Below are 26,071 nucleotides of genomic sequence, written 5' to 3'. Positions count from 1 at the left end.
AAACTGACTGAAGAGTATGATAATGTATGTCTTAATTATGAAGGGACAGTCCGTAAAACTGTCCTTTCATCCATAAGCGGAGAAAGAGGGAATGACATTGTTCTTACACGGCACAAGCAGACAAAATCAACATGGTCATTTAGAAATCGGAGGTGTGGATGCTCTCTATTTAGCGGAGAAATATGGTACACCTCTTTACGTATATGATGTGGCTTTAATACGTGAGCGTGCTAAAAGCTTTAAGCAGGCTTTTATTTCCGCAGGGCTGAAAGCACAGGTGGCATATGCGAGCAAAGCATTCTCATCAGTTGCAATGATTCAGCTCGCTGAGGAAGAGGGACTTTCTTTAGATGTCGTATCCGGAGGAGAGCTTTATACGGCTGTTGCGGCAGGCTTTCCGGCAGAACGCATTCACTTTCATGGAAACAATAAAAGCAGGGAAGAACTGCGGATGGCGCTTGAGCACCGTATCGGCTGCATTGTGGTGGATAATTTCTATGAAATCGCGCTACTTGAAGACCTATGTAAAGAAACGGGACACTCCATCGATGTTCTGCTTCGGATCACGCCTGGAGTAGAAGCGCATACGCATGACTACATTACGACGGGACAAGAAGATTCAAAGTTTGGTTTCGATCTTCATAACGGACAAACTGAACGGGCGATTGAACAAGTATTACAATCGGAACACATTCAGCTGCTGGGTGTCCATTGCCATATCGGATCGCAAATTTTTGATACGGCCGGTTTTGTGTTAGCAGCGGAAAAAATCTTCAAAAAACTAGACGAGTGGAGAGATTCATACTCATTTGTATCCAAGGTGTTGAATCTAGGAGGAGGTTTCGGCATCCGTTATACGGAAGAGGATGAACCGCTTCACGCCACTGAATACGTCGAAAAAATTATCGAAGCTGTGAAAGAAAATGCTTCCCGTTACGGTTTTGATATCCCGGAAATTTGGATCGAACCGGGCCGTTCTCTCGTAGGAGACGCAGGCACAACCCTTTATACGGTTGGCTCACAAAAAGAAGTGCCGGGTGTCCGCCAGTATGTGGCAGTAGACGGAGGCATGAACGACAATATTCGTCCTGCGCTTTACCAAGCTAAATATGAAGCTGCGACAGCCAATCGGATCGGAGAAGCGCATGACAAAACGGTATCGATTGCTGGAAAGTGCTGTGAAAGCGGAGATATGCTGATTTGGGATATTGACCTGCCGGAAGTTAAAGAAGGCGATCTTCTTGCCGTTTTTTGTACAGGCGCTTACGGATACAGCATGGCCAACAATTATAACCGTATTCCGAGACCTGCCGTCGTATTTGTCGAAAACGGTGAGGCTCATTTAGTCGTGAAGCGAGAAACATACGAAGATATTGTAAAACTTGATCTGCCATTTAAAACGAGTGTAAAGCAATAAAAAAAGCGCCGATTCTTCGGCGCTTTTTTTATTTGAAGATAGATACAATCGCATTCCAGATAGATACGAAGAAATCAATGACTTTCTGGATGAAGTTTTTGCCTTCATCTGATTCTATGAATTTCGTAATCTTATCTTTCGCTTTATCAAGCTGGTCACTGACCTGTCCCCAGTTAATGTCAGCGTTTTTCATCTTATTGAATAGGGAGACAAGCTGATTCTTTTGGCTGTCTGTAAGTGTGACGTTTAAATCAGAAGCTGCGTCGTCCACTTGTTTTTCGATGTCAGCTTTATTGTCAGGCACCCCGTTTTTAGCAAACTCTTCTTTGATTTTTGCAATCAGGGCTGCCGCATTTTCGTTACCGATTTTGTCTCCAAGCTCTGATGTCGTGACAAGCTCTTGGTTGGCGACTTGCTTAACATCCTCCGAGATCGCTTCGTCGGAAGAAACCTCATACGCCTTAATCAATCCAGTTAAAGCCGCAGTCCCGGATACTTCAAACGGCGCTGTAACATACACCTTTGCATCTTTAACACCGGCTGTCATCAGCGCATTCAGGTACATTTCATCTGTAATGCCGCTGATATTATGTGTCTCAACATTCAATCCGGAGCCTTTTTTGGCAATGGTAATTGACGATGAAGAAATCGCTCTCGATCCGATTTTAGCGTTCGATATATATTTTCCTAAATATTCATGTTCTTCCTTATTGGTCACGGTTACCGTTGTGGCATTATCAGGGACATTCATTTCATCAAGCACTTTTTGTTTGTCGGATTCTGACAAATCAGCACCAAGTGTTACAATGACATCTCCAACTGCGGCATCCGCGAGACTGACCTTCGGAACCATCAGCAGCAAAACGGCCGCTGCCAGCATTCCAATCCAAATTTTCTTCAAAGCAGTTTGACCTCCTTCAACTTCACAAGCAGCTGGCTAGAGCTGCTTTGTGAGGACCTGAATCATAATGAAAATACAGTTCCGTTAGGTTAGACGGAGATAAAGAGATTCAGGTTTCATTTTTATTTTTTAGTAAAGCCGGGAGATTCGTTTTCCCCCGAAAGGTGTGGTATAATAGCCGCGACAAGGAGAGACAGGCTATAACCTATCATACATAATCTCCTTTGAAAATTAAAATAAAGAAAGTAGGCATACAATTGAAAACAGGTTACTTTTTATTAGAAGACGGAAACAAAATTGAATTTGAACTTTACCCTGAAGCTGCACCGGGTACTGTCGCAAACTTTGAAAAGCTTGCGAACGAAGGCTTTTATGACGGCCTTACATTCCACCGAGTGATTCCTGGCTTCGTCAGCCAAGGCGGATGCCCGCACGGAACTGGTACTGGCGGTCCAGGATACACAATCAAATGTGAAACAGAAGGAAACCCGCATACACATGAGGCGGGCGCACTTTCTATGGCACATGCCGGAAAAGACACTGGCGGCAGCCAATTTTTCATCGTTCATGAGCCACAGCCTCATTTGAACGGTGTTCACACTGTATTCGGTAAAGTAACAAGCGGATTAGAATTCGCGAAAAACATGTCTAACGGCGATGTCATGAAAGAAGTTCGCGTAGAAGGCTAATCGGCAGGCAAAAGGCTTCCTCTTAGAGAGGAAGCTTTTTTGTTGGCCAAAAATGGTCAATAAAAAACCGCCGAATGCTGATGGCGGTTGGTAAACCAGGTGTTAAGGAAGGAGTTTCTCAATCCCTAAATAAATACATTAAAAAGTTTTGGTAACGTTCTGATCAGTAAATTGATGATTAATCATTTTAGCTTTGCTTACGAAGTTATTTTCAAAAACAATACCTGTGTTTAAACCTCCGGAGCCAAACACAGATTTGGACAAAGTTAATGGCCTGATCATAAAAGCGCCGCCTACGTTAACTACGCCGTTGCCGGAAATGTTGTTTATATTAATAGGATAATCAATCATACCATCTAATCTCCTTTCATATTATTCTACTTTTTATATGTATTAGTGCTAGAGTCAATAAGCATAAACTTATTGGTAAAAATATTTAAATGAAGCCTCTTTTTTTCGGTTTTTGAAAAATGTGCATAAAAAAGAGCTTCTTTAAAGCTTCCCGAAACCCAAGTATTTGTCTGTGCTTTTATTCTCTCTGAAAATGGCGGCTTTTTTTCTAGATAATGCTAAGATTAACTTCTGGTTGACTACAAATAGATATACATTACAAGCGGCTCTTCAAATAACCAGTGAGGACGCATGCTGTAGCCGTGATGTTCCTTTCTTGTAAGAGAACGGTTTCTCCTAAATTTAATAAACTGCTATGATGACCCTCAAATGAAAACATGGGGGAGATAAGGTAGTCACTCCCTTAACCGTATATGTTAGATTTTTCAAACCAAACAAACACCTGACTTGGACGTTGACCAGAACCGCCCTTGGCAAACAATCTGCATCAATATGTATGGACAAGGATAGGTTGCGTTTTTTTATCCAGATAAGATCCCGTCGGAACTACTGAAAAGAAAATTGAGCTGATTATACAAAAGTGGATTGGGAATGATAAAGGGACAAAAAAGGTTAAGGAGAAACACATGCAAATTTTGACGGGGTTACTTGAACAGCATGGATATGCCGTCTTGTTTATTGTGTTAATGTTAGAGCTTATCGCTTTACCTGGACCTGGAGAGTTTCTGATGGGCTATGCCGGTGTTCTCGTGTTTCAAGATAAGTTAAACTGGGCGCTAAGCATGTTAGCGGCAGGATTGGGAAGCTGTGCGGGAGTGAGCATTTCGTATTGGATCGGGTATAGACTGGGCCCTGCCATTTATAAATATGGAGAACAAATTCATTTTGGAAAGGACAGGATGGAAAAAACATCACGCTGGCTTGCACATTACGGAAACAAATTATTTCTTATTGCTTACTTTATACCAGGTGTGCGCCATGTCGCCGGCTATGCTGCAGGCATTACTCATATCCGATTTAGACAGTATGCCATCTATGCGTATTGCGGTGCATTTCTTTGGACCGGCACGTTCATTTCACTTGGAAAGTTACTCGGACCGGACTGGGAACAGTTTCATGCCGCAATCAAAAAGTATGTATTGATCGTGAGTTTGTTTGCTGCTATTCTGTTCCTTCTTTTCTACCTGGTCAAGACGCAAAAAAGCAAGATCAGAGAGTTGATCATAGCGGGATTGGTGAAGGGGGCAAGACAATTTCACACCCTTCGCCGTTTAAGGCTTCTGATCGTGTTCACAGCTTTATTGTTTTTGATGTTTGTGCTGTTAATGGGAAGCTTGGTTGAAAATTATATCAATAATGAATTTAAGCCGTTTGATACGATCGTTACACTTGTTGTGACAGTTCTTTTTAACTCACAGTGGCAGTATTGGATGGCAGTATTCGGGGCTTTTGCGTCGAGAGATGTTCTATTAGCCGTTATTGTTGTAACTTTTCTTTGGACAGTATTCAAAGGGCAAGACCGGAAAATCGAACTCTCTTTCTTATTTTTCCTAGTCATTGGCGGAGAGCTTTATGAAGAGGGAATCAGGCGGCTCTTTCATTCCCTTCGTCCTGTCCATGCTCCTTTGGAAAGTCCCGTCTTATACCCGTTTCCAAGCGAACAGACGTTAACGGCATTTGTCATTTTTGGTTTTTGCGCTTATCTCTTTGTGCGTCATTCTCACAAAGCTCGTCTGCAAACTGTTACATTTTTATCGTTGCTTGTCGTTTTATTCCTCATCGGGCTAAGCCGTGTGTACTTTCATGAACAGTATCCTAGTGATGTTGTTGCGGGCTACGCCTTCGGCGGTGTTTGGCTCAGTTTGAATGTTTTCGTCATGGAACTCTTCCGTTTCTCCAGAAGATTTAGCAAGCTGAGAAACGAACCCGATTAGTATGTAGGACGGGTGATTAAAATTAAGAAAACTTTAAAGTTGTACGATTCATTGAGATTGGTATTTTGTAGTAAAATAAATCAAAACAAACGTGATGTATGAAAAGGGGTTCTATATATGGACAACAAAGGCTGTATAAAATGCGGCAGCACTGAAGCCGGACAAAAAGAAATAGCCACAACCGGCACGGGTTTATCAAAGCTGTTTGACGTGCAGCATAACCGATTTCTAGTGGTTTACTGTAAGAACTGCGGATATTCAGAGTTTTATAATAAAGAGTCTTCAACTGCCGGGAATATATTGGATTTATTTTTTGGAGGCTGACAATGTTTTTCGAGCTTCACTGATTTAAACATATCATGAAAGCAAAACGGATGCCTGTTAAGTCACCTGTGAAATAAGCTGCCCGTAACCTCTGTCCCTGTGCAGGATAAGGATGCTGACGTTGATGCCGTCCAGGTTATGTTGAACTATGAAGTTGAAGTTCAATTTCTCAAGCGACATTTGAGGAAGGCCTGGTTGTGATCGACAAGAAAAAATAGGCATGAAGAAGATGAAGATTAACAGTTTGTAAAATCACTTCAATGGTCCTAATGGGATTTCTTTTCGATTCGTGATAACATAAATTGAAGACCGTTGTTTATTGGAGGAAATCAGTTGAAATCAGAAAATGTTTCGAAGAAAAAATCCATTTTAGAATGGGTTAAAGCAATTGTGATAGCTGTCATTCTTGCTTTGCTCATCCGCAACTTTATTTTTGCGCCGTATGTCGTTGATGGTGACTCTATGTATCCTACACTTCACAACCGTGAAAGGGTCTTTGTCAATATGACAGTCAAATACATCGGCGAGTTTGATAGGGGAGACATCGTTGTGTTAAACGGAGATGATGTTCACTACGTCAAACGCATTATCGGCCTTCCCGGCGATACAGTTGAGATGAAAAATGACCAGCTCTATATCAACGGGAAAAAGGTGGACGAACCTTATTTGGCAGCTAATAAAAAGAGAGCGAAACAGGACGGTTTTGACCATTTGACCGATGATTTCGGCCCGGTTAAAGTGCCTGATAACAAGTATTTTGTGATGGGTGACAACCGTCGGAATTCCATGGACAGCCGTAACGGACTTGGCCTCTTCACGAAAAAACAAATTGCGGGTACGTCAAAGTTTGTTTTCTACCCGTTTAACGAAATGCGCAAAACAAATTAGAGTCAAGCAGACCCATTGGGGCTGCTTTTTTTATATCTTTTTTATGGTTATCCCCCAAAACCAGAACATAAATTCGTATATCTATAGAAAAGAAATTTTTGCAGAAATGTGAAACATATTCCCGTTATGCATCGTTATATTAATAATTTACGAGAATTTACGGTTTTTTATTCATGAAAAAAAGGAATAACTCATATGAATGAATAGATTCATATTGGCTGGAGGTTTAGATATGGGAAGAATAAAAACCAAGATTACCATTCTGTTAGTGCTTTTGCTTTTACTTGCAGGCGGTTATATGTACATAAATGATGTTGAGCTGAAGGATGTCCCGACAGCAATCGGACAAACCTTGTCCTCGGAAGAAGAGGAATACACCATCCAAGAATATAAAGTAACGGCAATCGACGGCTCAGAGTATCATGGAGTAGCAGAAAACGGAACGAAAATCATCTTCAACGGAAAAAAATTAAATCAGGATTTATCTGATATAAAAGAAGGTGACAAGATTAAGGCGTACTTCAGCAAATCAAAGCGGATCGATGGATTAATCAAGGTTGCAAAAGTGAATGATTAACAAAACATCACCTTTCAGATCGAAGGGTGATGTTTTTGTTTTTCTCAAATTGTAAGTTTATTTCATTGCGTACTTTTAGAAGGATCGCTATAATAGCCAATAAGGACAAATGAATAAAGATTGTATCCTTCGGGGCAGGGTGGAAATCCCGACCGGCGGTAGTAAAGCGAATTCGCTTTAGAGCCCGTGACCCGTGTGCATAAGCACGCGGTGGATTCAGTTTAAGCTGAAGCCGACAGTGAAAGTCTGGATGGGAGAAGGATGATGAGCCGCTATGCAAAAAGTTTAAAAATGCATAGTGTTATTTCCTATTGCGTAAAATACCTAAAGCCCCGGATTTTTCATAAATTCGGGGCTTTTTTGACGGTAAATAACAAAAGAGGGGAGGTAAACAAATGGAAGAGTATTATATGAAGCTGGCATTAGATCTTGCGAATCAGGGCGAAGGACAGACCGAATCAAATCCGCTCGTCGGCGCTGTTGTCGTAAAGGACGGACAAGTTGTCGGAATGGGCGCCCATTTAAAATATGGGGAAGCTCATGCAGAAGTTCATGCTATCCATATGGCTGGAGCACATGCAGAAGGGGCCGACATTTACGTTACACTCGAACCGTGCAGCCATTACGGAAAAACACCGCCATGTGCAGAATTGATTATCAATTCTGGCATCAAAAGAGTGTTCGTGGCGATGAGAGATCCTAACCCGCTTGTGGCTGGAAGAGGGATCAGCATGATGAAAGAAGCCGGCATTGAGGTAAAGGAAGGCATCCTGCCAGACCAGGCGGAGAAGCTGAATGAAAAATTTCTGCACTTTATGAGGACAGGCCTTCCGTACGTCACACTAAAAGCGGCCGCAAGCCTTGATGGCAAGATAGCTACCAGCACGGGTGACAGCAAATGGATCACATCAGAGGCTGCAAGACAGGATGCTCAGCAATACAGGAGAACACACCAAAGCATTCTAGTCGGAGTTGGCACGGTGAAAGCCGACAATCCGAGCTTAACTTGCAGACTGCCGAATGTAACAAAACAGCCCATTCGGGTTATACTTGATACCGTACTCTCGATTCCTGAGGACGCTAAAGTGATTTGCGATCAATTAGCGCCGACATGGATTTTTACAACGGCACGCGCAGACGAGGAAAAGAAAAAACGGCTTTCCGCTTTCGGAGTGAACATATTTACACTGGAAACCGAGCGCATTCAAGTTCCCGATGTTTTGAAAATCCTATCGGAAGAAGGCATCATGTCGGTGTATGTGGAAGGCGGTTCAGCTGTTCACGGAAGCTTTGTCAAAGAAGGCTGTTTTCAAGAAATCATCTTCTATTTTGCCCCTAAACTAATCGGAGGAACGCTTGCTCCCAGCTTAATCTCCGGTGAAGGTTTTCAATCAATGAAAGATGTCCCCTTATTACAATTCACTGATATAACCCAAATCGGCCGTGATATCAAACTGACGGCCAAACCGACAAACGAGTAGGATGGTGACCATGTTTACAGGAATTATCGAAGAAACAGGCACAATCGATTCCATGAAAAAAGCAGGGCATTCAATGGCCTTAACAATTACATGCTCAAAGATTTTAGAGGATGTTCATCTTGGCGACAGCATTGCAGTGAACGGTATTTGTCTGACTGTCACTGATTTTACAAAAAATCAATTCACTGTGGATGTTATGCCTGAAACAGTCAAAGCTACGTCACTGAATGATTTATCAAAAGGAAGCAAAGTAAATCTGGAAAGAGCGATGGCGGCAAACGGCCGTTTCGGAGGTCATTTCGTCTCAGGCCATGTCGACGGAACTGCGGAAATCACACGAATTGAAGAGAAAAGCAACGCAGTTTACTATGATTTAAAAATGGACCCGTCTTTAACCAAAACATTGGTTTTAAAGGGATCAATTACCGTGGATGGCGTGAGCTTAACCATTTTCGGCCTGACAGAAGACACAGTGACGATTTCTTTAATACCGCATACGATCAGCGAAACGATCTTTTCAGAAAAAACGATCGGCTCTAAAGTGAATATCGAATGCGATATGATCGGAAAATATATGTATCGATTTTTGCATAAAGCCAATGAAAATAAGACCCAACAAACCATTACAAAAGCCTTCTTAAGCGAAAACGGCTTTTAGAGAGGAAGATTTGCATGTTTCATCCGATAGAAGAAGCACTTGACGCTTTAAAAAAAGGCGAAGTCATCATCGTTGTAGATGATGAAGACAGAGAAAATGAAGGAGACTTTGTGGCTCTAGCCGAGCATGCAACGCCGGAAGTGATTAACTTTATGGCGACACACGGAAGAGGGCTGATCTGCACGCCTCTCAGTGAGGAAATTGCAGACAGGCTTGATCTTCACCCTATGGTTGAGCATAATACAGATTCTCACCATACTGCCTTTACCGTAAGCATAGACCATCGAGAAACGACAACAGGTATCAGCGCTCAAGAAAGATCATTTACTGTTCAAGCTTTGCTGGACAGCAAATCCGTGCCATCTGATTTTCAGCGTCCGGGGCACATTTTTCCTCTGATTGCGAAAAAAGGAGGTGTCCTGAAAAGAGCGGGCCACACAGAAGCTGCTGTTGATCTTGCTGAAGCCTGCGGATCTCAAGGAGCCGGCGTCATTTGTGAAATTATGAATGAAGACGGAACGATGGCGAGAGTGCCTGAGCTCATTGAAATTGCGAAAAAGCATCAGCTGAAAATGATCACGATTAAAGATTTGATTCAATACCGTTACAATCTGACAACACTAGTCGAGCGTGAAGTTGACATTACGCTGCCTACTGATTTTGGCACATTCAAGGTTTACGGATACACAAATGAGGTAGATGGAAAAGAGCATGTCGCATTTGTGATGGGGGATGTGCCGTTCGGAGAAGAACCGGTATTGGTCCGGGTGCATTCAGAATGTCTCACAGGTGATGTGTTTGGGTCTCATCGCTGTGACTGCGGTCCGCAGCTTCACGCCGCGCTGACCCAAATTGCCGCAGAAGGCCGCGGAGTGCTTCTGTATTTGCGCCAAGAAGGACGAGGCATCGGTTTAATCAATAAATTAAAAGCTTATAAGCTTCAGGAACAAGGCTATGACACCGTCGAAGCCAATGAGGCGCTTGGATTCCTGCCGGATCTTCGCAACTATGGCATCGGTGCACAAATTTTACGCGACCTCGGTGTGCGGAATATGAAGCTTTTGACGAATAATCCACGGAAAATCGCAGGCCTAGAAGGCTACGGACTCAGTATTTCAGAAAGAGTGCCGCTTCAAATGGAGGCGAAAGAGCACAATAAAAAATATTTGCAAACCAAAATGAACAAGCTGGGTCATTTACTTCATTTCTAATCACAAATATCACAAAAAAGGATGGGAATCATATGAATATCATACAAGGAAATTTAGTTGGTACAGGTCTTAAAATCGGAATCGTAGTAGGAAGATTTAATGATTTTATTACGAGCAAGCTGCTGAGCGGTGCAGAAGATGCGTTGCTCAGACACGGCGTAGACACAAATGATATTGATGTGGCTTGGGTTCCAGGCGCATTTGAAATACCGTTTGCTGCGAAAAAAATGGCGGAAACAAAAAAATATGACGCTATTATCACACTAGGCACTGTCATCAGAGGCGCGACGACTCATTATGATTATGTCTGCAATGAAGCTGCAAAAGGCATCGCGCAAGCCGCAAACACTACTGGAGTACCTGTCATCTTTGGAATTGTGACAACTGAAAACATCGAACAGGCTATCGAGCGTGCCGGCACAAAAGCGGGCAACAAAGGTGTAGATTGTGCTGTTTCTGCCATAGAAATGGCAAATTTAAACCGCTCATTTGAATAATTTGCTGAAAACAGTTTAAAAATATGGCGAAAATGATATAATGTGAGAAAACGGATCACCTATTCGTATCCGTTTAATAGCAGACTGGACATTTTGGATATAGAGGGGTTTTTATGTTAATTCGTTATAAAAAATCGTTTGAAAAGATTGCGATGGGACTTCTTTCGTTTATGCCGAATGAAAAAGACCTTAAGCAGCTTCAGCAGACAATTAAGGACTACGAAACGGATACAGACCGCCAGCTCTTTCTTTGGAAAGAGGACGAGGATATCGTCGGAGCAATCGGAGTCGAAAAAAAGGATTCTGAGGTAGAGATCCGGCATATCAGTGTGAATCCTTCTCATCGCCATCAAGGAATCGGAAAACAGATGATGGATGCTTTAAAGCATTTATTCAAAACGCAAGTGCTGGTTCCAAATGAATTAACGCAGAGATTTTTCGAACGTTGTCAAGATCAGCAGGATCAAGACATTTCATACAATAATTAAGCAGAGGCCGTGATCAGCCTCTGCTTTTTTTTCTGCGTTCTCTTTCTTTTTCACGTTCGCGGATGACGTCAGTTCGATCCCGCAAACGGTGTTTGTCGATAAGAAATGTGTCGCTAAGTGTGCTGGGCTGCCCCCATGTATACTTTTTATTCTTGCATTCGTTCCGGCAAGCTTCCTCCAATTTCTCATCTTTGATCGGCAGCATAATGCTTTTATAGGCAGAGCCGGTTTCGATTTGTTCATAAACCGTTTGCATAAGCTCGAGCAAACGCCCATGATCGAGCCCTAAGTCTTCGACTGCCTGGTGTTCTGCTTGAAGAATCCGGATGCTGTTCGCCATCAGTCTTTTGGCCCCGGCTGTATTCTGCCTTCTGTGATGATATAAAGCAACTGCAAGCTGAATAAAGGCGACCCAATAGCGTTTTCGTTTCTTTGGCGGATCTTCCTTCCAATATTCTTCTAATATTTCATGGCATTCAAAATAATCCCGTGTCGCGTGAAACTCAACGAGATAATCTATATAAGCTTTTGGATACAAGGTGCTTCCTCCTTTAATGTCTTTTAGTGTAACACAGGAAGGATAAAAGGAAAAAAGAACGCTCAGCCAACGCATTACGCGTTTTGAATATTCTGTACAAACTGCTTCAAAACAGGAAATGAAATAGTATTGGACGAGAGCTTTTTGGTGGCTTATACTAAAGGATAGCCAGTTTTACCGGCAATGAGAGTGATACTTGAAAATGGTGAGATGATGGAAGAATATCAAGTGAAAATTGATACGTTTGAGGGCCCATTGGACCTGTTGCTTCATTTAATCAATCGTCTTGAAATTGACATATATGATATACCTGTGGCGAAGATCACTGAACAATATTTATTATATGTACATACAATGCGCGTGCTTGAGCTCGATATTGCCAGCGAGTATTTGGTTATGGCCGCCACGCTGCTCAGCATTAAAAGCAGAATGCTGCTTCCGAAGCAAGAGGAGGAGCTTTTTGAAGATGAATTACTTGAAGAAGAGGATCCGCGTGAGGAACTGATTGAAAAGCTGATTGAGTATAGAAAATATAAAGATGCGGCGAAGGATTTAAAAGAACGGGAAGAAGAAAGACAAAAATCGTTCACGAAACCGCCGAGTGATTTGAGTGAATACGCAAAAGAAATAAAACAGTCTGAGCAAAAGCTCTCTGTTACGGTCTATGATATGATCGGGGCTTTTCAAAAAGTGCTGAAACGCAAAAAAATAAACAGGCCGATGGGAACGACGATTACCAGACAGGACATACCAATCGAAGACAGAATGAACGAAATCGTGCACAGCCTGAAATCAAGAGGAACGAGAATCAACTTTATGGACCTGTTTCCATATGAGCAAAAAGAACATTTAGTAGTGACCTTTCTAGCCGTTCTCGAGCTGATGAAAAACCAGCTGGTTCTCATTGAACAGGAGCAAAATTTTTCAGATATTTACATTACGGGGAGTGAATCCATTCATGGGGCTTGATATCGTGAATTGGAAAGCTATAGTGGAAGCCCTTCTTTATGCGGCAGGCGATGAAGGGCTCACAAAAAAGCAGCTGTTAACGGTGCTTGAAATCGAAGAGCCTGAGCTGAACACCATCATGGCGGAAGTGGCGGACGAATACCGCGGGGATACAAGAGGCATTGAACTGATTGAGTATGCAGATACGTACATGCTCTCTACCAAAAAAGACTTTGCACCTTACTTGAAAAAACTGATTGAAGTGCCGTCAAAGGGCCTTTCTCAAGCATCTTTAGAAGTGCTGGCCATTGTTTCATACAAACAGCCAATTACGAGAGCAGAAATTGAAGAAATCAGAGGAGTAAAATCAGAGCGGATTTTACACAGTCTCGTCGCGAAGGCGTTATTATGTGAAGTGGGACGTGCTGACGGTCCGGGACGTGCCATTTTATACGGTACAACGCCGACTTTTCTTGAACAATTCGGTCTAAAAACACTGGACGAGCTTCCGCCGCTGCCTGAAAATGCGGAAGAAGACGTTCTTCAAGAAGAAGCAGATTTATTTTTTGAAAACTTTAACCAAACCTTCGAAGATATAAAATAGAAGTTTAATGAATCGCGCTTTTTCATCATCATAAGATATAAGGAAGAAGCTATCATGAAAGAAGCAAAATGTGAGAGACAAAGACATGAGGGGAAGATACCAAACGAAATGGGACATTCGATTGTGCGAGCGCAGACTCAAAAAACAGGCGAATTCTTATCAATGGTTGTCAATACCGTGAACGATTACCTAAATCAAACGACGCTGGAATCCTTACAGGCTGAATTGCCTATTGAAAAAGGATACTGCTGTGATGTGCTGAGCACTTTGAGAAGAATGGCAGTATTTTGTGAAGGAGGCGCAGAAGCATGCCGCCGTCTCCTGATGCAGGAGCCTTTTCAGGAAGCCAGAGCGGAAAAAACACTTTATAATGTGTATCACCAATGCATTGAAGAGTTCTTTATGCCGAAAAAAGACACGTGGTGTGAAAATAGCCGGGCGTCTTATACCGGGGTCAGCGCAATTGAGTTTTATCATGCTGTTCCTGCGTCGCTTGAGCAATTACTATTGCCGTTGAGCGCAGCCTTTCTGAAGATGAGGGAAGAGCTGGCTCATTACGAAGCGTCCGGATCAAGCATGGTGCCAATCAGATAACGTTTACTCTCCCTCTTTCAGGGAGAGTTTTTTTATGTTTGCTTCCAGAAATAGAATTGTTATTCATAACTGATGGACATGCGCATAAACTTGTACAAACCACCACAAGGACGTGAGCAAACATGCGCATTTTCAAAAAAGCAGTATTCGTGATTATGATTTCTTTTCTGATTGCCACTGTAAATGTGAATACAGCACATGCAGCTATAGATGTCAGTGCAAAAAGCGCGATCATTATCGACGGAGCGTCAGGCAGAGTGTTATTTGCCAAGGATGAGCATCAAAAAAGGCGGATCGCCAGCATCACAAAAATTATGACCGCCGTCCTTGCTATCGAATCTGGCAAAATGGATCAAACGGTGACGGTTTCGGCAAATGCTGTCAGAACAGAAGGCTCCGCCATTTATTTAACAGAAGGTCAAAAAGTGAAATTGAAAGATCTTGTGTATGGCCTGATGCTAAGATCAGGAAACGACGCCGCTGTCGCGATTGCTGAGCATGTCGGTGGGAGCCTCGATGGGTTTGTTTATATGATGAATCAAAAAGCCGAGCAGCTTGGTATGGAGAACACCCGTTTTCAAAACCCGCACGGCTTGGACGACCATGAAAATCATTATTCAACAGCCTATGACATGGCCATTTTAACTAAATATGCTATGAAACTGAAAGACTATCAAAAGATTTCAGGCACAAAAATATACAAAGCGGAAACGATGGAAAGCGTATGGAAAAATAAAAATAAACTGCTGACCATGCTTTATCCATACAGTACAGGAGGGAAAACAGGCTATACAAAACTTGCAAAACGGACACTGGTTTCAACGGCTTCAAAGGATGGCATTAACCTGATAGCCGTCACCATTAATGACCCTGATGATTGGGATGACCATATGAAAATGTTTAATTATGTGTTTGATCATTATCAAACCTATTTAATTGCAAAAAAAGGGGACATTCCAAAGCTGAAAGGCACATTTTATGAATCGAAGGCTTTTATCAAACGAGATATCACCTATTTGCTGAACGAAGAGGAAAAAGAAGATGTGAAAATTAATACCACGCTGCTCAAGCCAAAAAAAGCATGGGAAAAAGACGCCTCAAAAATTCCTGACATCGTAGGGCACATGGAGATCATGTTCAACAATGAAACCATCGCAAAAGTGCCGATCTATTATGAAAATGAACGTCATCAAAAACCGAAGAAACAATTTTTTGAAACGTTTAAGTCAATCTTTCTGAATGCGGCAGGCGGAGCAAAATGGTCAATATAATTTGGGTCAGTTTAACTGTGATCGGACTTGTTTTTGCGATGTGCAACGGAACTCTGCAAGATGTAAATGAAGCCGTGTTTAAGGGTGCGAAAGAAGCCGTTACGATCTCATTTGGATTGATGAGCGTGCTTGTTTTCTGGCTTGGCTTAATGAAAATAGCTGAGCAGTCAGGGCTTTTGGATATTTTCAGCCGGATGTGCAGGCCTTTTATATCTAAGCTGTTCCCTGATATACCGCCGGATCACCCGGCGATGGGCTACATTTTATCTAATCTTATGGCGAATTTCTTCGGCCTCGGAAATGCAGCAACTCCGCTTGGCATTAAAGCAATGGAGCAAATGAAAAAGCTGAATGGAGACCGATCGGAAGCAAGCCGGTCGATGATTACGTTTTTAGCTGTTAATACGTCCTGCATCACTCTCATTCCGACAACGGTGATCGCTGTCCGGATGGCTTATTCCTCCAAAACGCCGACAGATATCGTCGGACCAAGCATTTTGGCAACGCTCATTTCCGGAATCGGCGCTATTATCATTGACCGGTATTTTTATTATCGCCGCAAGAAGAAGGGGAGGTAAGCGGATGGAAATCATCAACTGGATGTCTTTAGCGATGATTCCGATCATTATTGCCGGCATACTTCTTTATGGGACAATCAAAAAGGTTCCCACATATGAATTGTTTGTCGAAGGAGGCAAAGAGGGGATAGAAATCGCCTTCTCCATTATCCCCTATTTAGTCGGAATGCTTGTCGCGATAACTGTTTTCCGATCATCAGGCGCGCTTGATTTTATAATGGATCTTTTAAAACCGGTTTTCTCTGCTATCGGCATCCCCGGTGAGGTGGTACCGCTTGCTCTGATCCGCCCGATCTCCGGTACGGCCGCACTCGGAATGACGACCGATTTAATCGCAGTATACGGGCCCGATTCCTTTATCGGCAGACTGGCTTCCGTCATGCAGGGATCTACAGATACAACGCTTTACGTATTGACAGTGTATTTTGGTGCAGTCGGTATTAAAAAAATGGGTGATGCATTAAAGGTGGGACTTCTTGCCGATTTAATCGGCGTAGTTGCATCAATCATCATCGTTACGTTATTATTTGGGAGCGCCTGAAAACGGCGTTTTTTTTAGATTTGGCATACAGATTTGAAAAAGCTTGTTTGTTATGGTTGAAAAAAGTAAGATAATACTTGAGGTGAAAGACATGGAAAGACTGCAAAAAGTAATTGCTCATGCCGGAGTTGCATCGCGCAGAAAGGCAGAAGAGCTGATTAAAGAAGGAAAAGTAAAGGTGAACGGCAAAGTAGTAACAGAGCTCGGTGTTAAGGTCACCGGTTCTGATCAGATTGAGGTAAACGGGTTAAAGGTTGAACGCGAAGAGCCGGTTTACTTTCTCTTATATAAACCGAGAGGCGTTATTTCTGCAGCGCAAGATGACAAAGGACGTAAAGTGGTGACAGACTTTTTTAAAAATATTCCGCAGCGCATTTATCCGATTGGACGCCTGGATTATGATACGAGCGGTCTTTTGCTTTTAACCAATGACGGCGAATTCGCCAATAAGCTGATGCACCCTAAGTATGAAATAGACAAAACATACGTGGCGAAGGTAAAAGGAATCCCGCCTAAAGAGCTGCTCAGAAAGTTAGAGCGTGGAATTAGGCTGGAAGAAGGCAAAACAGCGCCTGCTAAAGCGAAGCTATTGTCTTTGGATAAGAAAAAGCAGACAAGCATTATTCAACTGACGATCCATGAGGGACGCAACAGACAGGTGCGCCGCATGTTTGAAGCGATCGGACATGAGGTAATCAAGCTGAAGCGTGAGGAATACGCGTTTTTAAACCTGCGAGGCCTGCACACGGGAGATGCCAGAGAACTTACGCCTCATGAAGTAAAAAGACTCAGAGCACTGGCGGAGCACGGTAAAAACGCTTTCTAAATTTCACATAACCTTCAAAAAGTAAGAAATGTGAAATGAACTTGCAATGATATAATTGAATGGATCTGCAATAGGGGGAAGGGGGCAGTGGACAATGAAGAAAAAAAGGCGATTATTCATTCGGACCGGCATCCTTCTCGTTTTAATCTGCGCACTTGGCTATACCATTTATAACGCTGTATTTGCCGACAAAGAAAGTATATCCGAAGGGTCCGACGCACCGAATTTTGTCCTTGAGGATACGAATGGGAAACGTATCGAGCTCAGTGACTTAAAAGGGAAAGGTGTTTTTTTGAATTTCTGGGGTACATGGTGTGAACCATGCAAAAAAGAATTTCCTTATATGGCAAACCAATATAAGCATTTTAAAGACCAAGGTGTTGAAATTGTCGCTGTAAATGTTGGGGAGTCAAAGATAGCAGTACATAATTTTATGAAATCCTACGGAGTGAATTTCCCGGTTGTTCTGGATACAGATCGCCAAGTGCTTGATGCCTACGACGTATCTCCGCTTCCGACAACCTTTTTGATTAATCCGGAAGGAAAAGTTGTCAAGGTGGTGACCGGCACTATGACAGAAAGCATGATACACGATTATATGAATCTCATAAAACCCGGAGAAGCTTCGGGATGAAGCAAGTCAAATGTAAATGCGGACATATAAACCCGGTCGGAACCGTTTTATGTGAATCGTGCGGGAGGGCTCTCCAGGAAACTCAGCCTCCGCTCGCTGATATGAGATATGACGGAAGCGCAAGACGTTCGCAAACCTATAACAAAACAATTATCGATAAAATTTGGAATTTCTTTTCCTCGGTTAAGGTGGGAATATGGCTTATTGTCATAACCCTTGCTGCATCAGCGTTCGGCACCATTTTTCCCCAGGAAGCCTATCTGCCTCCGGGCGCACAGGCCGAGACTTATTACAAGGAGCAGTACGGCGTGTTTGGCCAGCTTTATTATTTGCTCGGGTTTCATCATTTATATGGTTCTTGGTGGTATTTGCTGCTCATTGCCTCGATCGGCATTTCGCTCGTGATTTGCAGCCTTGACCGTGTCATTCCGTTGTACAGAGCATTAAAAAACCAAGGCATCAGAAGGAACCCAGCTTTTTTAAGAAGGCAGCGCTTGTTCAGTGAAACGGCTACTGTGCTGGACGGGGAAGCAAAAGAAAAGATAGTTGCCCTATTAAAGAAAAAACATTATAGAATCAGAGAAAAAGAGGACAGCATTCTTGCTGAAAAAGGCCGATTTTCCCGCTGGGGTCCGTATGTCAACCACATTGGATTGATCATCTTTCTGATTGGTGCGATGCTGAGATTTGTGCCGGGCATGTACGTCGATGAGACGCTTTGGGTCAGAGAAGGCGAAACCGCAGCAATTCCGGGTACAGACGGGAAATACTACTTGAAAAACAATCAATTCAGCGTAGAGACCTATAACAGCAAAACGGAAAAAAAGGTATTTGCAGATGCCATTGACAGAGTCGGGGACGGGAGAGTGGCAAAGAACTTTCAAACCGATGCCGTTCTCTACAAGAGAGAAGGAAAAATTGTTTATGGCGAAAAGCCGAAGCTGAAAAAAGTAACAGAAGAAGACATCCTTGTCAATCAGCCGCTGCGCTTTGATTCTTTTTCCGTTTACCAGGTGGATTATAAAGAAAATCAGCTTGACCAAATGGTGTTCCAGCTGATTGATAAAAAAACAAAAAAATCTTTTGGAAGCCTGAAGATTAACCTTCTGGATCCAGATTCGGTCTATGATCTTGGCAACGGTTACAAAGTGGAAATCGCCAGCTATCTGCCAGACTTCTATTTTAATCAGGACGGACAACCAAGCACGAAAACAAAGATCCCTAACAACCCGGCTTTTGTCTTTAATATCATAACGCCGGATAAACCAAAGGGTGAAAAGAGCTTTGTCGCCATCCAAGAAACCATCGAAGGATCAGGCAGCAATAAATACAAGCTGAAATTTGACCATGTCGAAACGAAAAACATTACGGGACTTACAGTCAGAAAGGATCTGACACTCTGGGTGCTTGCTGTCGGCGGAGCCATTTTTATGATCGGTGTCATTCAAGGTATGTACTGGCAGCATCGAAGAATCTGGCTGCACTCACAGGACGGCGCAGTCATGGTGGCGGGGCATACCAATAAAAACTGGTTTGGCCTGAAGAAGGATATAGCATTTATATTGGATGATTCCGGACTGACTGAACCGGCGGACCAAAAAGAATTAATCAAAACACAGAAATAGGCGAAAAGGGAGTGATGTCATGGCAGAGCTGAGCGGAAATTTTCTTTATGCGGCCTTTCTTGTGTATTTAATCGCTGTCCCGATTTTCGGCGGGGCCATACGGGGAAATAAAGATAAAAAGGGCAGGCAAAACCGATGGGCCAACATTGGAATCACCCTTTCTGTTGTTGGGTTTATTTGCCACCTTGGGTATTTCATCACAAGGTGGGCTGCCAGCGGCCATGCGCCGGTCAGCAATATGTTTGAATTCACCACCGCTTTTGGCATGATGCTTGTTTTGGCGTTTATTATTCTTTATTTTATTTATAGATTGCCTTCATTAGGCCTGTTTACGCTGTCAATCGCTTTACTGCTGATTGCCTACGCCAGCATGTTTCCGACAGATATCTCGCCTTTAATTCCTTCGCTCCAAAGCAATTGGCTGTATATTCACGTAACAACGGCCGCGCTTGGGCAAGCTATACTTGCCATCAGCTTTGTCGCTGGTGTCATCTTTCTTTTGAAGCATGTAGACCAGACAAAACCAAGCAAAAAAACCTTCTGGCTTGAAGCGATTATGTTTATCCTGGTCACAACCGTCGCCTTTATTGCGATTACATCAGCATTTCGTCTTGCGGGCTATGAAGCGGAGTTTAACTGGGTGGATAAAAATAAAGAAAAAAGCGTGATGGTGTACGAAATGCCTGCGCTTGTCGGTCCGCATCAGGGAGAGCTTTTGACCGAGGGGAGAATGGAACCGCTTGTTGATCTTCCCGCGCTTTTCTCAGGCAGAAAAGTGAACACTGTCATTTGGTCATTTGGAGCAGGTCTTGTGTTGTATGGGGCTCTTCGTCTGATCATCAGAAAAAGAATCAGCGCTCTTTTACATCCGCTTGTGAAAAACGTCAATCTTGATCTGGTGGATGAGGTTGGGTACAGGGCCGTATCAATCGGGTTTCCGGTCTTTACGCTCGGCGCACTGATCTTTGCGATGATTTGGGCTCAGCTCGCGTGGACGAGATTTTGGGGCTGGGACCCTAAGGAAGTATGGGCGCTGATCACGTTTTTGTTTTATGCGGCTTACTTGCATTTAAGACTGTCAAGAGGCTGGCACGGTGAGAAGTCAGCATGGCTGGCCGTAATCGGTTTTGCTATTATTATGTTTAATTTAATATTCGTAAATCTAGTGCTTGCCGGACTTCATTCTTATGCATAGTCCTTTGAAAGCGATACAGTTCTCAAACTTTCTCACGATTTGATAAAATGAAAGTAACAGAAGGAAAGCAGGGGGAAAACATGGACCAAACGAACGAAACAAAAATATTAGTAGTTGATGACGAAGCCAGAATTCGCCGCCTTTTAAGAATGTATCTTGAACGTGAAAATTATGTTATAGATGAAGCGGAAAATGGTGATGAAGCCATTGCCAAAGGGCTTGAAGCCAATTATGATCTGATTTTGCTTGATCTGATGATGCCGGGAACTGACGGAATTGAAGTGTGCCGGCAAATTCGCGAAAAAAAAGCGACACCCATTATCATGCTGACCGCAAAAGGAGAAGAAGCAAACCGGGTGCAGGGGTTTGAAGCGGGCACAGATGATTATATTGTCAAGCCGTTTAGTCCGAGAGAAGTCGTGCTGCGGGTAAAGGCTCTTTTGAGAAGAGCATCCCAAACCTCTTATTTCAATGCCAATACACCGACGAAAAATGTGCTCGTGTTTTCACATTTGTCTATTGACCATGATGCTCACCGCGTAACGGCTGATGGAACGGAAGTAAGCCTGACGCCAAAAGAGTATGAACTTCTATACTTCTTAGCGAAAACGCCTGACAAGGTGTATGATCGGGAAAAGCTTCTGAAAGAAGTGTGGCAATATGAGTTTTTTGGTGATTTACGGACAGTGGACACTCACGTCAAACGCCTGAGAGAGAAGCTGAACAAGGTATCTCCGGAAGCTGCGAAAAAAATTGTCACCGTATGGGGTGTAGGTTATAAATTTGAGGTCGGCGCTGAATGAAATTTTGGAAAAGCGTAGTAGGCAAGCTGTGGTTTACGATCCTTTCACTCGTCTTGATCGTATTGTTCATTTTAACGGTTCTTTTGCTGGAGTTTATTGAAAACTACCATGTGGAAGAAGCCGAGAATGATTTAACACAGCTTGCGAATAAAGTAGCTGTCATCTTGGAAAATCACGAGGACCAGGCACTGGCACGGTCAATCACTTGGGAGCTCGCTGATAACTTAACAAGCATTGCCATCATCCAGGATGAGAAGAAGTACTGGTATTCTCCCAATGACAAAAATCGCCTGTCGTCTATTACGGTTGAGCAAATACAGCATGACAAAGACTTAAATAAAGCTCTCCGAGATCATAAAAAAGTAAGCAAACGAACGGGACTGAGCGATACAGATACGGATAATGAACGCTTGATTGTAGGTGTCCCGTATGAAAAAGACGGAAAGAAAGGCATGGTCTTTTTATCCCAGTCTTTGCTTGCCGTTAAAGATACAACAAAACATACGACCCGCTATATTTTTCTTGCCGCGGGGATCGCGATAGTGCTGACCACATTTTTCGCATTCTTTTTATCAAGCAGGGTCACGTACCCGCTCCGAAAAATGAGAGAAGGCGCGCAGGATTTGGCGAAGGGCAAGTTCGATACAAAAATCCCGATCTTAACCCAGGATGAAATCGGTGAACTGGCGACCGCTTTTAATCAAATGGGCCGGCAGCTTAACTTTCATATCAATGCACTCAATCAAGAAAAAGAGCAGCTTTCTAACATTTTGAGCAGTATGGCTGACGGGGTTATTACCATTAATATTGACGGTACGATTCTTGTGACTAACCCGCCGGCTGAACGTTTTCTTCAGGCGTGGTATTATGAGCAGAACATGAATATCAAAGAAGGCGACAACCTTCCGCCTGAAGCAAAAGAACTGTTCCAAAATGCTGTCAGCACTGAAAAAGAACAAATGATTGAGATGACGCTGCAAGGCAGATCATGGGTGCTTTTGATGTCGCCGCTTTACGCGGAATCGCACGTCAGAGGAGCAGTTGCCGTACTGCGTGACATGACTGAAGAACGCCGCCTTGATAAACTGCGGGAGGACTTTATCGCAAATGTCAGTCATGAGCTGAGAACACCGATCTCTATGCTACAGGGATACAGTGAAGCGATTGTCGATGACATTGCAAGCTCTGAAGAAGACCGGAAAGAAATCGCCCAAATCATTTATGACGAATCGCTCCGAATGGGCCGACTAGTTAATGATTTGCTTGATTTAGCCCGAATGGAATCAGGCCATACAGGTTTGCATTATGAAAAAATCAATGTCAATGAATTTTTAGAGAAGATTATTCGGAAGTTTTCCGGTGTTGCTAAAGAAAAAGATATTGCTTTACATCATGACATTTCTCTCGCAGAAGAGGAATTTATGTTTGATGAAGACAAGATGGAGCAGGTATTTACCAATTTGATCGATAACGCGCTGCGTCATACTTCATCTGGAGGCAGTGTCTCCATTACAGTCCATTCTGTAAAGGATGGATTGAAAGTTGATATCAAAGACTCCGGATCCGGCATACCAGAAGAAGATCTGCCATTTATCTTTGAGCGGTTTTATAAGGCAGATAAAGCGCGGACAAGGGGCAGAGCAGGAACCGGTCTAGGGCTGGCTATCGTTAAAAATATCGTGGAAGCCCACAACGGATCGATTACTGTGCACAGCCGAATAGATAAAGGAACAACATTTACTTTTTATATTCCGACAAAACGGTAAAATCGAGTCTGAATTTGCCGAAGAATCTTGTTCCATAAGAAACACCCGCTGATTGAGCGGGTGTTTTTTTTAATAGCCAACATTAATAAAATTTAAGGATATGTTAATATAAATTCCCTTCCAAATTCCAGTTTCTCGTAATATAGTTGTAATGTAACTTTTCAAGCTATTCATACGACAAAAAAGTGAACGGAGGGGTTTCAAATGGAAGAAACCTTTCAATTATTATATGATACATATCATCAAGATTTGTACCAATTTTTATTTTATATGGTAAAGGATAAAAACCAGACAGAAGATCTTCTTCAAGAGGTTTATATCCGTGTATTAAATTCTTATCATACGTTTGAAGGAAGAAGCAGTGAAAAAACATGGCTTTTGTCTATCGCACGCCATGTAGCGATAGACTGGTTCCGTAAACAGCAAACGATCAGACAGCGTATACTTGGCACATTTGACTGGGATACACAGAATGTCAGGGATCAGCAATTGCTTCCGGACGAACTTGCGGTTCAACATGAAAATGCCCGGGAAATTTATGCTGCACTTGATCAATGTACGATCGATCAAAGAGCTGTGATTATCTTGCGGTTTATTCAGGGATATTCAATACAGGAAACAGCCAAAGCTCTGCGCTTCTCGGAAAGCAAAGTAAAAACGACCCAACACAGAGGGCTCAAAGTACTTCGGAAACATATGGAGCTTTTGAGGGAGGAGCTAATGGATGATGAAGTCAGAATGGAACGAAGAACAGATAAAGGAGTTGCTAAGTCAACTTCCGGCAGTTAAAGACCATCGTTCGCCTCAGGATATTTACAAGCGGCTGACGATGGCAAAGCGTAAAAAAAAGCCCGCTGTCAGGTGGATTGGCCCCGCGTGTGCCGCTGCAATTGCGGTTTATATCGCCTTCATTATTTCTCCTCATTTCTTTGATCAGGCACAGCCTCAACAAAAAGAAGCGTCCCAAGAGCACGCAGTAACGAAAACTGAGTCAGAAGACAGCCCAAAAGCTGCATCATCCCTGGATCAGACATCGTATGTTGTACCTGAAAAGGAACAAGACAATTACATCACTGTAGCGGTTGCTGATGCCGATACATCCGCAATCATACCCATCAGCATCCAAAAAACAAATGCATACCAAACGATACAGGATATGCTGTTTGTAAGTAGTGAATTGGATATCTTTGATCATGCCATTACGATTCCATCCTTCATAGATGAAGTAGAAATAAAGGAAAACCCAAAGCAGAAGGAATTAAGTGTACGAGTCCATCAGCCTATTACGGCTTTTTCTGTAAAAGATGATACACTGTTAAAAAAATTGCTGAAAGAATCCTTAAAATGGAGTCCTTATGAAAAAATAAAATTTCTTTCGGATCAAAATGAGCCTGGGGTTCGGATTGGCTCATATGGCACTTTTACGGAAATTTCGATTCCCAAACAGTCAAAACGATCCTACTACTTGTACCAAAATAAACAGGGACAAGACTTTCTCGTTCCGTCAAAAAATTCTTTTGATACAGTAAAAGAAGCGATTATGGAAATGGAATCGAACAGCCAAGAAGATACGAGACCTCTTATTCAAGCGGGTGCTGTCCAATCTGTAACGAAGAAACAGAAACACTTATATATCCGCTTCTCAAAGGACTCAGAAGTTAATGATTCTATTGCCGGTATTTTAATGATTGAGGGACTACTTTTAACTGCAAAAGAGTTTGGCTTCACAGAAGTGACCTTTACGGAAACCAGAACGAAAAAAATCGGCAAATATGACATATCAGATGCAATACCGGTGCCAGCTGCTCCAAATCCGATTTTCTTAAACTAAAAAGGGCCTTTTGAGGCTCTTTTTTAGTTGCTGTTCTTATAATAGAAATTTTCAAAAAAAAGTTGTGCGTGTATAATAAAACAAGGTAATTATTGAAAGGATTTGAGACGAGTGAACGTGTTAACGATTAAAGGAGTTTCCATCGGAGAAGGGATGCCGAAAATCATCGTTCCGCTGATGGGGAAAACGGAAAAACAAATTTTGAATGAAGCAGAAGCTGTAAAACTTCTGAATCCGGATATTGTAGAGTGGCGAGTTGACGTATTTGAAAAAGCGAATGACAGAGAAGCGGTCACAAAGATGATTTCTAAGCTTCGTAAGTCTTTAGCGGACGAGCTATTTCTATTTACATTCAGAACCCATAAAGAAGGAGGAAGCCTGGAAATAGACGAAAGCTCCTATCTTGCTTTGCTGGAATCGGCAATCCAAACAAAAGACATCGATCTGATAGACATCGAATTATTTACAGGAGATGCACATGTAAAATCGTTAGTGTCGCTAGCAGAAGAAAACAACGTCTATGTGGTGATGTCAAATCACGACTTTGAAAAAACACCTGCAAAAGATGAAATTCTTTCCAGACTTCGAAAAATGCAGGATTTAGGCGCGCATATTCCAAAAATGGCTGTCATGCCGAATGATACTGGAGATCTTTTAACGCTGCTTGATGCGACGTATACAATGAAAACAAAATATGCAGACCGTCCCATTATTACAATGTCAATGGCTGCAACAGGGCTCATCAGCAGGCTGAGCGGTGAGATTTTTGGATCGGCTTGTACTTTTGGCGCGGGAGAAGAGGCGTCGGCACCAGGCCAAATACCTGTTTCTGAGCTAAGGAGTGTCTTAGACATTTTGCATAAAAACACACGAGAATAGAACAATAAAAAAACTCAAGCTA

29 protein-coding genes and 1 riboswitch are annotated in these 26,071 nt (G+C 42.7%); of the genes, 26 read left to right on the top strand and 3 right to left on the bottom strand.

All coding sequences use genetic code 11. The annotated features are described in order from the left end of the window. Positions 1-97 precede the first annotated feature (97 nt). Positions 98-1,417: a diaminopimelate decarboxylase gene (gene lysA / locus CDO84_RS10690; protein ID WP_040083773.1), complete on the top strand. Its 1,320-nt coding sequence runs from the start codon at positions 98-100 to the stop codon at positions 1,415-1,417. 28 nt (positions 1,418-1,445) lie between these two features. Here lysA and CDO84_RS10685 read toward each other — a convergent pair whose 3' ends face one another. Next, complete coding sequence (locus CDO84_RS10685; protein WP_040082731.1) at positions 1,446-2,318, bottom strand: DUF1002 domain-containing protein; 873 nt, start codon at positions 2,316-2,318, stop codon at positions 1,446-1,448. A gap of 257 nt (positions 2,319-2,575) precedes the next feature. Here CDO84_RS10685 and CDO84_RS10675 point away from each other — a divergent pair, with 257 nt between their 5' ends. Beyond that, positions 2,576-3,007 (top strand): peptidylprolyl isomerase, encoded by a 432-nt coding sequence (locus CDO84_RS10675; protein ID WP_003223931.1) that lies wholly within the window; start codon positions 2,576-2,578, stop codon positions 3,005-3,007. 138 nt (positions 3,008-3,145) lie between these two features. On the opposite strand, the gene CDO84_RS10670 is transcribed toward CDO84_RS10675, so the two are convergent. Beyond that, positions 3,146-3,358: a spore germination protein gene (locus tag CDO84_RS10670; protein WP_014664471.1), complete on the bottom strand. Its 213-nt coding sequence runs from the start codon at positions 3,356-3,358 to the stop codon at positions 3,146-3,148. A 626-nt stretch (positions 3,359-3,984) separates the two neighbouring features. On the opposite strand from CDO84_RS10670, the gene CDO84_RS10665 reads away from it, so the two are divergent. The 9 genes from CDO84_RS10665 (at position 3,985) to ribT (ending at position 11,416) form a co-directional block, all read left to right on the top strand. Then, positions 3,985-5,292: a VTT domain-containing protein gene (locus CDO84_RS10665; protein ID WP_040082732.1), complete on the top strand. Its 1,308-nt coding sequence runs from the start codon at positions 3,985-3,987 to the stop codon at positions 5,290-5,292. A 117-nt stretch (positions 5,293-5,409) separates the two neighbouring features. Then, entirely contained in the window at positions 5,410-5,616 is a 207-nt protein-coding gene (locus tag CDO84_RS10660; protein ID WP_003230483.1) for a zinc ribbon domain-containing protein, read from the top strand. A gap of 333 nt (positions 5,617-5,949) precedes the next feature. Then, the gene (gene sipS / locus CDO84_RS10650; RefSeq protein ID WP_014664467.1) at positions 5,950-6,504 is read left to right on the top strand and encodes a signal peptidase I sipS; all 555 of its coding nucleotides are present in this window, start codon (positions 5,950-5,952) and stop codon (positions 6,502-6,504) included. Positions 6,505-6,736: 232 nt separating this feature from the next. Next, on the top strand, positions 6,737-7,081 hold the full coding sequence (locus CDO84_RS10645) for a hypothetical protein (protein ID WP_014664466.1): 345 nt from the start codon (positions 6,737-6,739) through the stop codon (positions 7,079-7,081). A gap of 121 nt (positions 7,082-7,202) precedes the next feature. Beyond that, positions 7,203-7,347: riboswitch (FMN riboswitch) on the top strand. Between the two features lie 129 nt (positions 7,348-7,476). Continuing rightward, on the top strand, positions 7,477-8,562 hold the full coding sequence (ribD, locus tag CDO84_RS10640; protein ID WP_040082733.1) for a bifunctional diaminohydroxyphosphoribosylaminopyrimidine deaminase/5-amino-6-(5-phosphoribosylamino)uracil reductase RibD: 1,086 nt from the start codon (positions 7,477-7,479) through the stop codon (positions 8,560-8,562). Positions 8,563-8,572: 10 nt separating this feature from the next. Continuing rightward, entirely contained in the window at positions 8,573-9,220 is a 648-nt protein-coding gene (ribE, locus tag CDO84_RS10635) for a riboflavin synthase subunit alpha (RefSeq protein ID WP_040082734.1), read from the top strand. Positions 9,221-9,234: 14 nt separating this feature from the next. Then, positions 9,235-10,431, top strand: coding sequence for a bifunctional 3,4-dihydroxy-2-butanone-4-phosphate synthase/GTP cyclohydrolase II (locus CDO84_RS10630; protein WP_014664462.1), 1,197 nt, complete (start codon positions 9,235-9,237; stop codon positions 10,429-10,431). Positions 10,432-10,463: 32 nt separating this feature from the next. After that, a complete protein-coding gene (gene ribH, locus CDO84_RS10625; protein ID WP_003223915.1) occupies positions 10,464-10,928 on the top strand; it encodes a 6,7-dimethyl-8-ribityllumazine synthase in 465 nt (154 codons plus the stop codon). 113 nt (positions 10,929-11,041) lie between these two features. After that, on the top strand, positions 11,042-11,416 hold the full coding sequence (gene ribT / locus CDO84_RS10620) for a GNAT family N-acetyltransferase RibT (protein ID WP_040082735.1): 375 nt from the start codon (positions 11,042-11,044) through the stop codon (positions 11,414-11,416). Between the two features lie 13 nt (positions 11,417-11,429). On the opposite strand, the gene CDO84_RS10615 is transcribed toward ribT, so the two are convergent. Further along, on the bottom strand, positions 11,430-11,954 hold the full coding sequence (locus CDO84_RS10615; RefSeq protein WP_040082736.1) for a DUF309 domain-containing protein: 525 nt from the start codon (positions 11,952-11,954) through the stop codon (positions 11,430-11,432). A 213-nt stretch (positions 11,955-12,167) separates the two neighbouring features. On the opposite strand from CDO84_RS10615, the gene scpA reads away from it, so the two are divergent. From scpA to aroD, 15 genes are all read left to right on the top strand, one after another. Then, positions 12,168-12,923, top strand: a complete 756-nt coding sequence (gene scpA / locus CDO84_RS10610) for a segregation/condensation protein A (RefSeq protein WP_040083775.1) — start codon at positions 12,168-12,170, stop codon at positions 12,921-12,923. Continuing rightward, positions 12,913-13,506, top strand: coding sequence for an SMC-Scp complex subunit ScpB (gene scpB / locus CDO84_RS10605; RefSeq protein WP_014664458.1), 594 nt, complete (start codon positions 12,913-12,915; stop codon positions 13,504-13,506). The genes scpA and scpB overlap by 11 nt, the downstream gene beginning before the upstream one ends. 54 nt (positions 13,507-13,560) lie before the next feature. Continuing rightward, positions 13,561-14,100: a YpuI family protein gene (locus CDO84_RS10600; RefSeq protein WP_040082737.1), complete on the top strand. Its 540-nt coding sequence runs from the start codon at positions 13,561-13,563 to the stop codon at positions 14,098-14,100. A 122-nt stretch (positions 14,101-14,222) separates the two neighbouring features. Beyond that, complete coding sequence (gene dacB / locus CDO84_RS10595) at positions 14,223-15,371, top strand: D-alanyl-D-alanine carboxypeptidase DacB (protein ID WP_040082739.1); 1,149 nt, start codon at positions 14,223-14,225, stop codon at positions 15,369-15,371. Then, entirely contained in the window at positions 15,359-15,949 is a 591-nt protein-coding gene (gene spmA / locus CDO84_RS10590; RefSeq protein ID WP_014664456.1) for a spore maturation protein SpmA, read from the top strand. Before dacB ends, spmA begins: the two co-directional genes overlap by 13 nt. Before the next feature lie 4 nt (positions 15,950-15,953). Continuing rightward, on the top strand, positions 15,954-16,490 hold the full coding sequence (gene spmB / locus CDO84_RS10585) for a spore maturation protein SpmB (RefSeq protein ID WP_040082740.1): 537 nt from the start codon (positions 15,954-15,956) through the stop codon (positions 16,488-16,490). 91 nt (positions 16,491-16,581) lie between these two features. Further along, positions 16,582-17,316, top strand: coding sequence for a 23S rRNA pseudouridine(2605) synthase RluB (gene rluB, locus CDO84_RS10580; RefSeq protein WP_014664454.1), 735 nt, complete (start codon positions 16,582-16,584; stop codon positions 17,314-17,316). Between the two features lie 94 nt (positions 17,317-17,410). Beyond that, positions 17,411-17,950: a thiol-disulfide oxidoreductase ResA gene (gene resA, locus CDO84_RS10575; protein ID WP_014664452.1), complete on the top strand. Its 540-nt coding sequence runs from the start codon at positions 17,411-17,413 to the stop codon at positions 17,948-17,950. Continuing rightward, complete coding sequence (gene resB / locus CDO84_RS10570; protein ID WP_040082742.1) at positions 17,947-19,575, top strand: cytochrome c biogenesis protein ResB; 1,629 nt, start codon at positions 17,947-17,949, stop codon at positions 19,573-19,575. Before resA ends, resB begins: the two co-directional genes overlap by 4 nt. Positions 19,576-19,594: 19 nt before the next feature. Then, entirely contained in the window at positions 19,595-20,770 is a 1,176-nt protein-coding gene (resC, locus tag CDO84_RS10565; RefSeq protein WP_014664450.1) for a cytochrome c biogenesis protein ResC, read from the top strand. An 80-nt stretch (positions 20,771-20,850) separates the two neighbouring features. Continuing rightward, positions 20,851-21,573, top strand: coding sequence for a DNA-binding response regulator ResD (resD, locus tag CDO84_RS10560; protein WP_040082743.1), 723 nt, complete (start codon positions 20,851-20,853; stop codon positions 21,571-21,573). After that, entirely contained in the window at positions 21,570-23,339 is a 1,770-nt protein-coding gene (gene resE, locus CDO84_RS10555) for a sensor histidine kinase ResE (RefSeq protein ID WP_040082745.1), read from the top strand. The genes resD and resE overlap by 4 nt, the downstream gene beginning before the upstream one ends. A 204-nt stretch (positions 23,340-23,543) precedes the next feature. After that, a complete protein-coding gene (sigX, locus tag CDO84_RS10550; protein WP_040082746.1) occupies positions 23,544-24,128 on the top strand; it encodes an RNA polymerase sigma factor SigX in 585 nt (194 codons plus the stop codon). Continuing rightward, complete coding sequence (locus tag CDO84_RS10545; RefSeq protein ID WP_040082747.1) at positions 24,064-25,170, top strand: GerMN domain-containing protein; 1,107 nt, start codon at positions 24,064-24,066, stop codon at positions 25,168-25,170. The genes sigX and CDO84_RS10545 overlap by 65 nt, the downstream gene beginning before the upstream one ends. Positions 25,171-25,281: 111 nt before the next feature. Continuing rightward, entirely contained in the window at positions 25,282-26,049 is a 768-nt protein-coding gene (gene aroD / locus CDO84_RS10540) for a type I 3-dehydroquinate dehydratase (RefSeq protein WP_040082748.1), read from the top strand. Positions 26,050-26,071: the final 22 nt, after the last annotated feature.

The organism is Bacillus sp. MD-5, assembly GCF_002201875.1.
Lineage (GTDB): Bacteria > Bacillota > Bacilli > Bacillales > Bacillaceae > Bacillus > Bacillus stercoris.
Note: the sequence above shows the minus strand (reverse complement) of the source record. Positions and strands in the feature narration are given on the sequence as shown.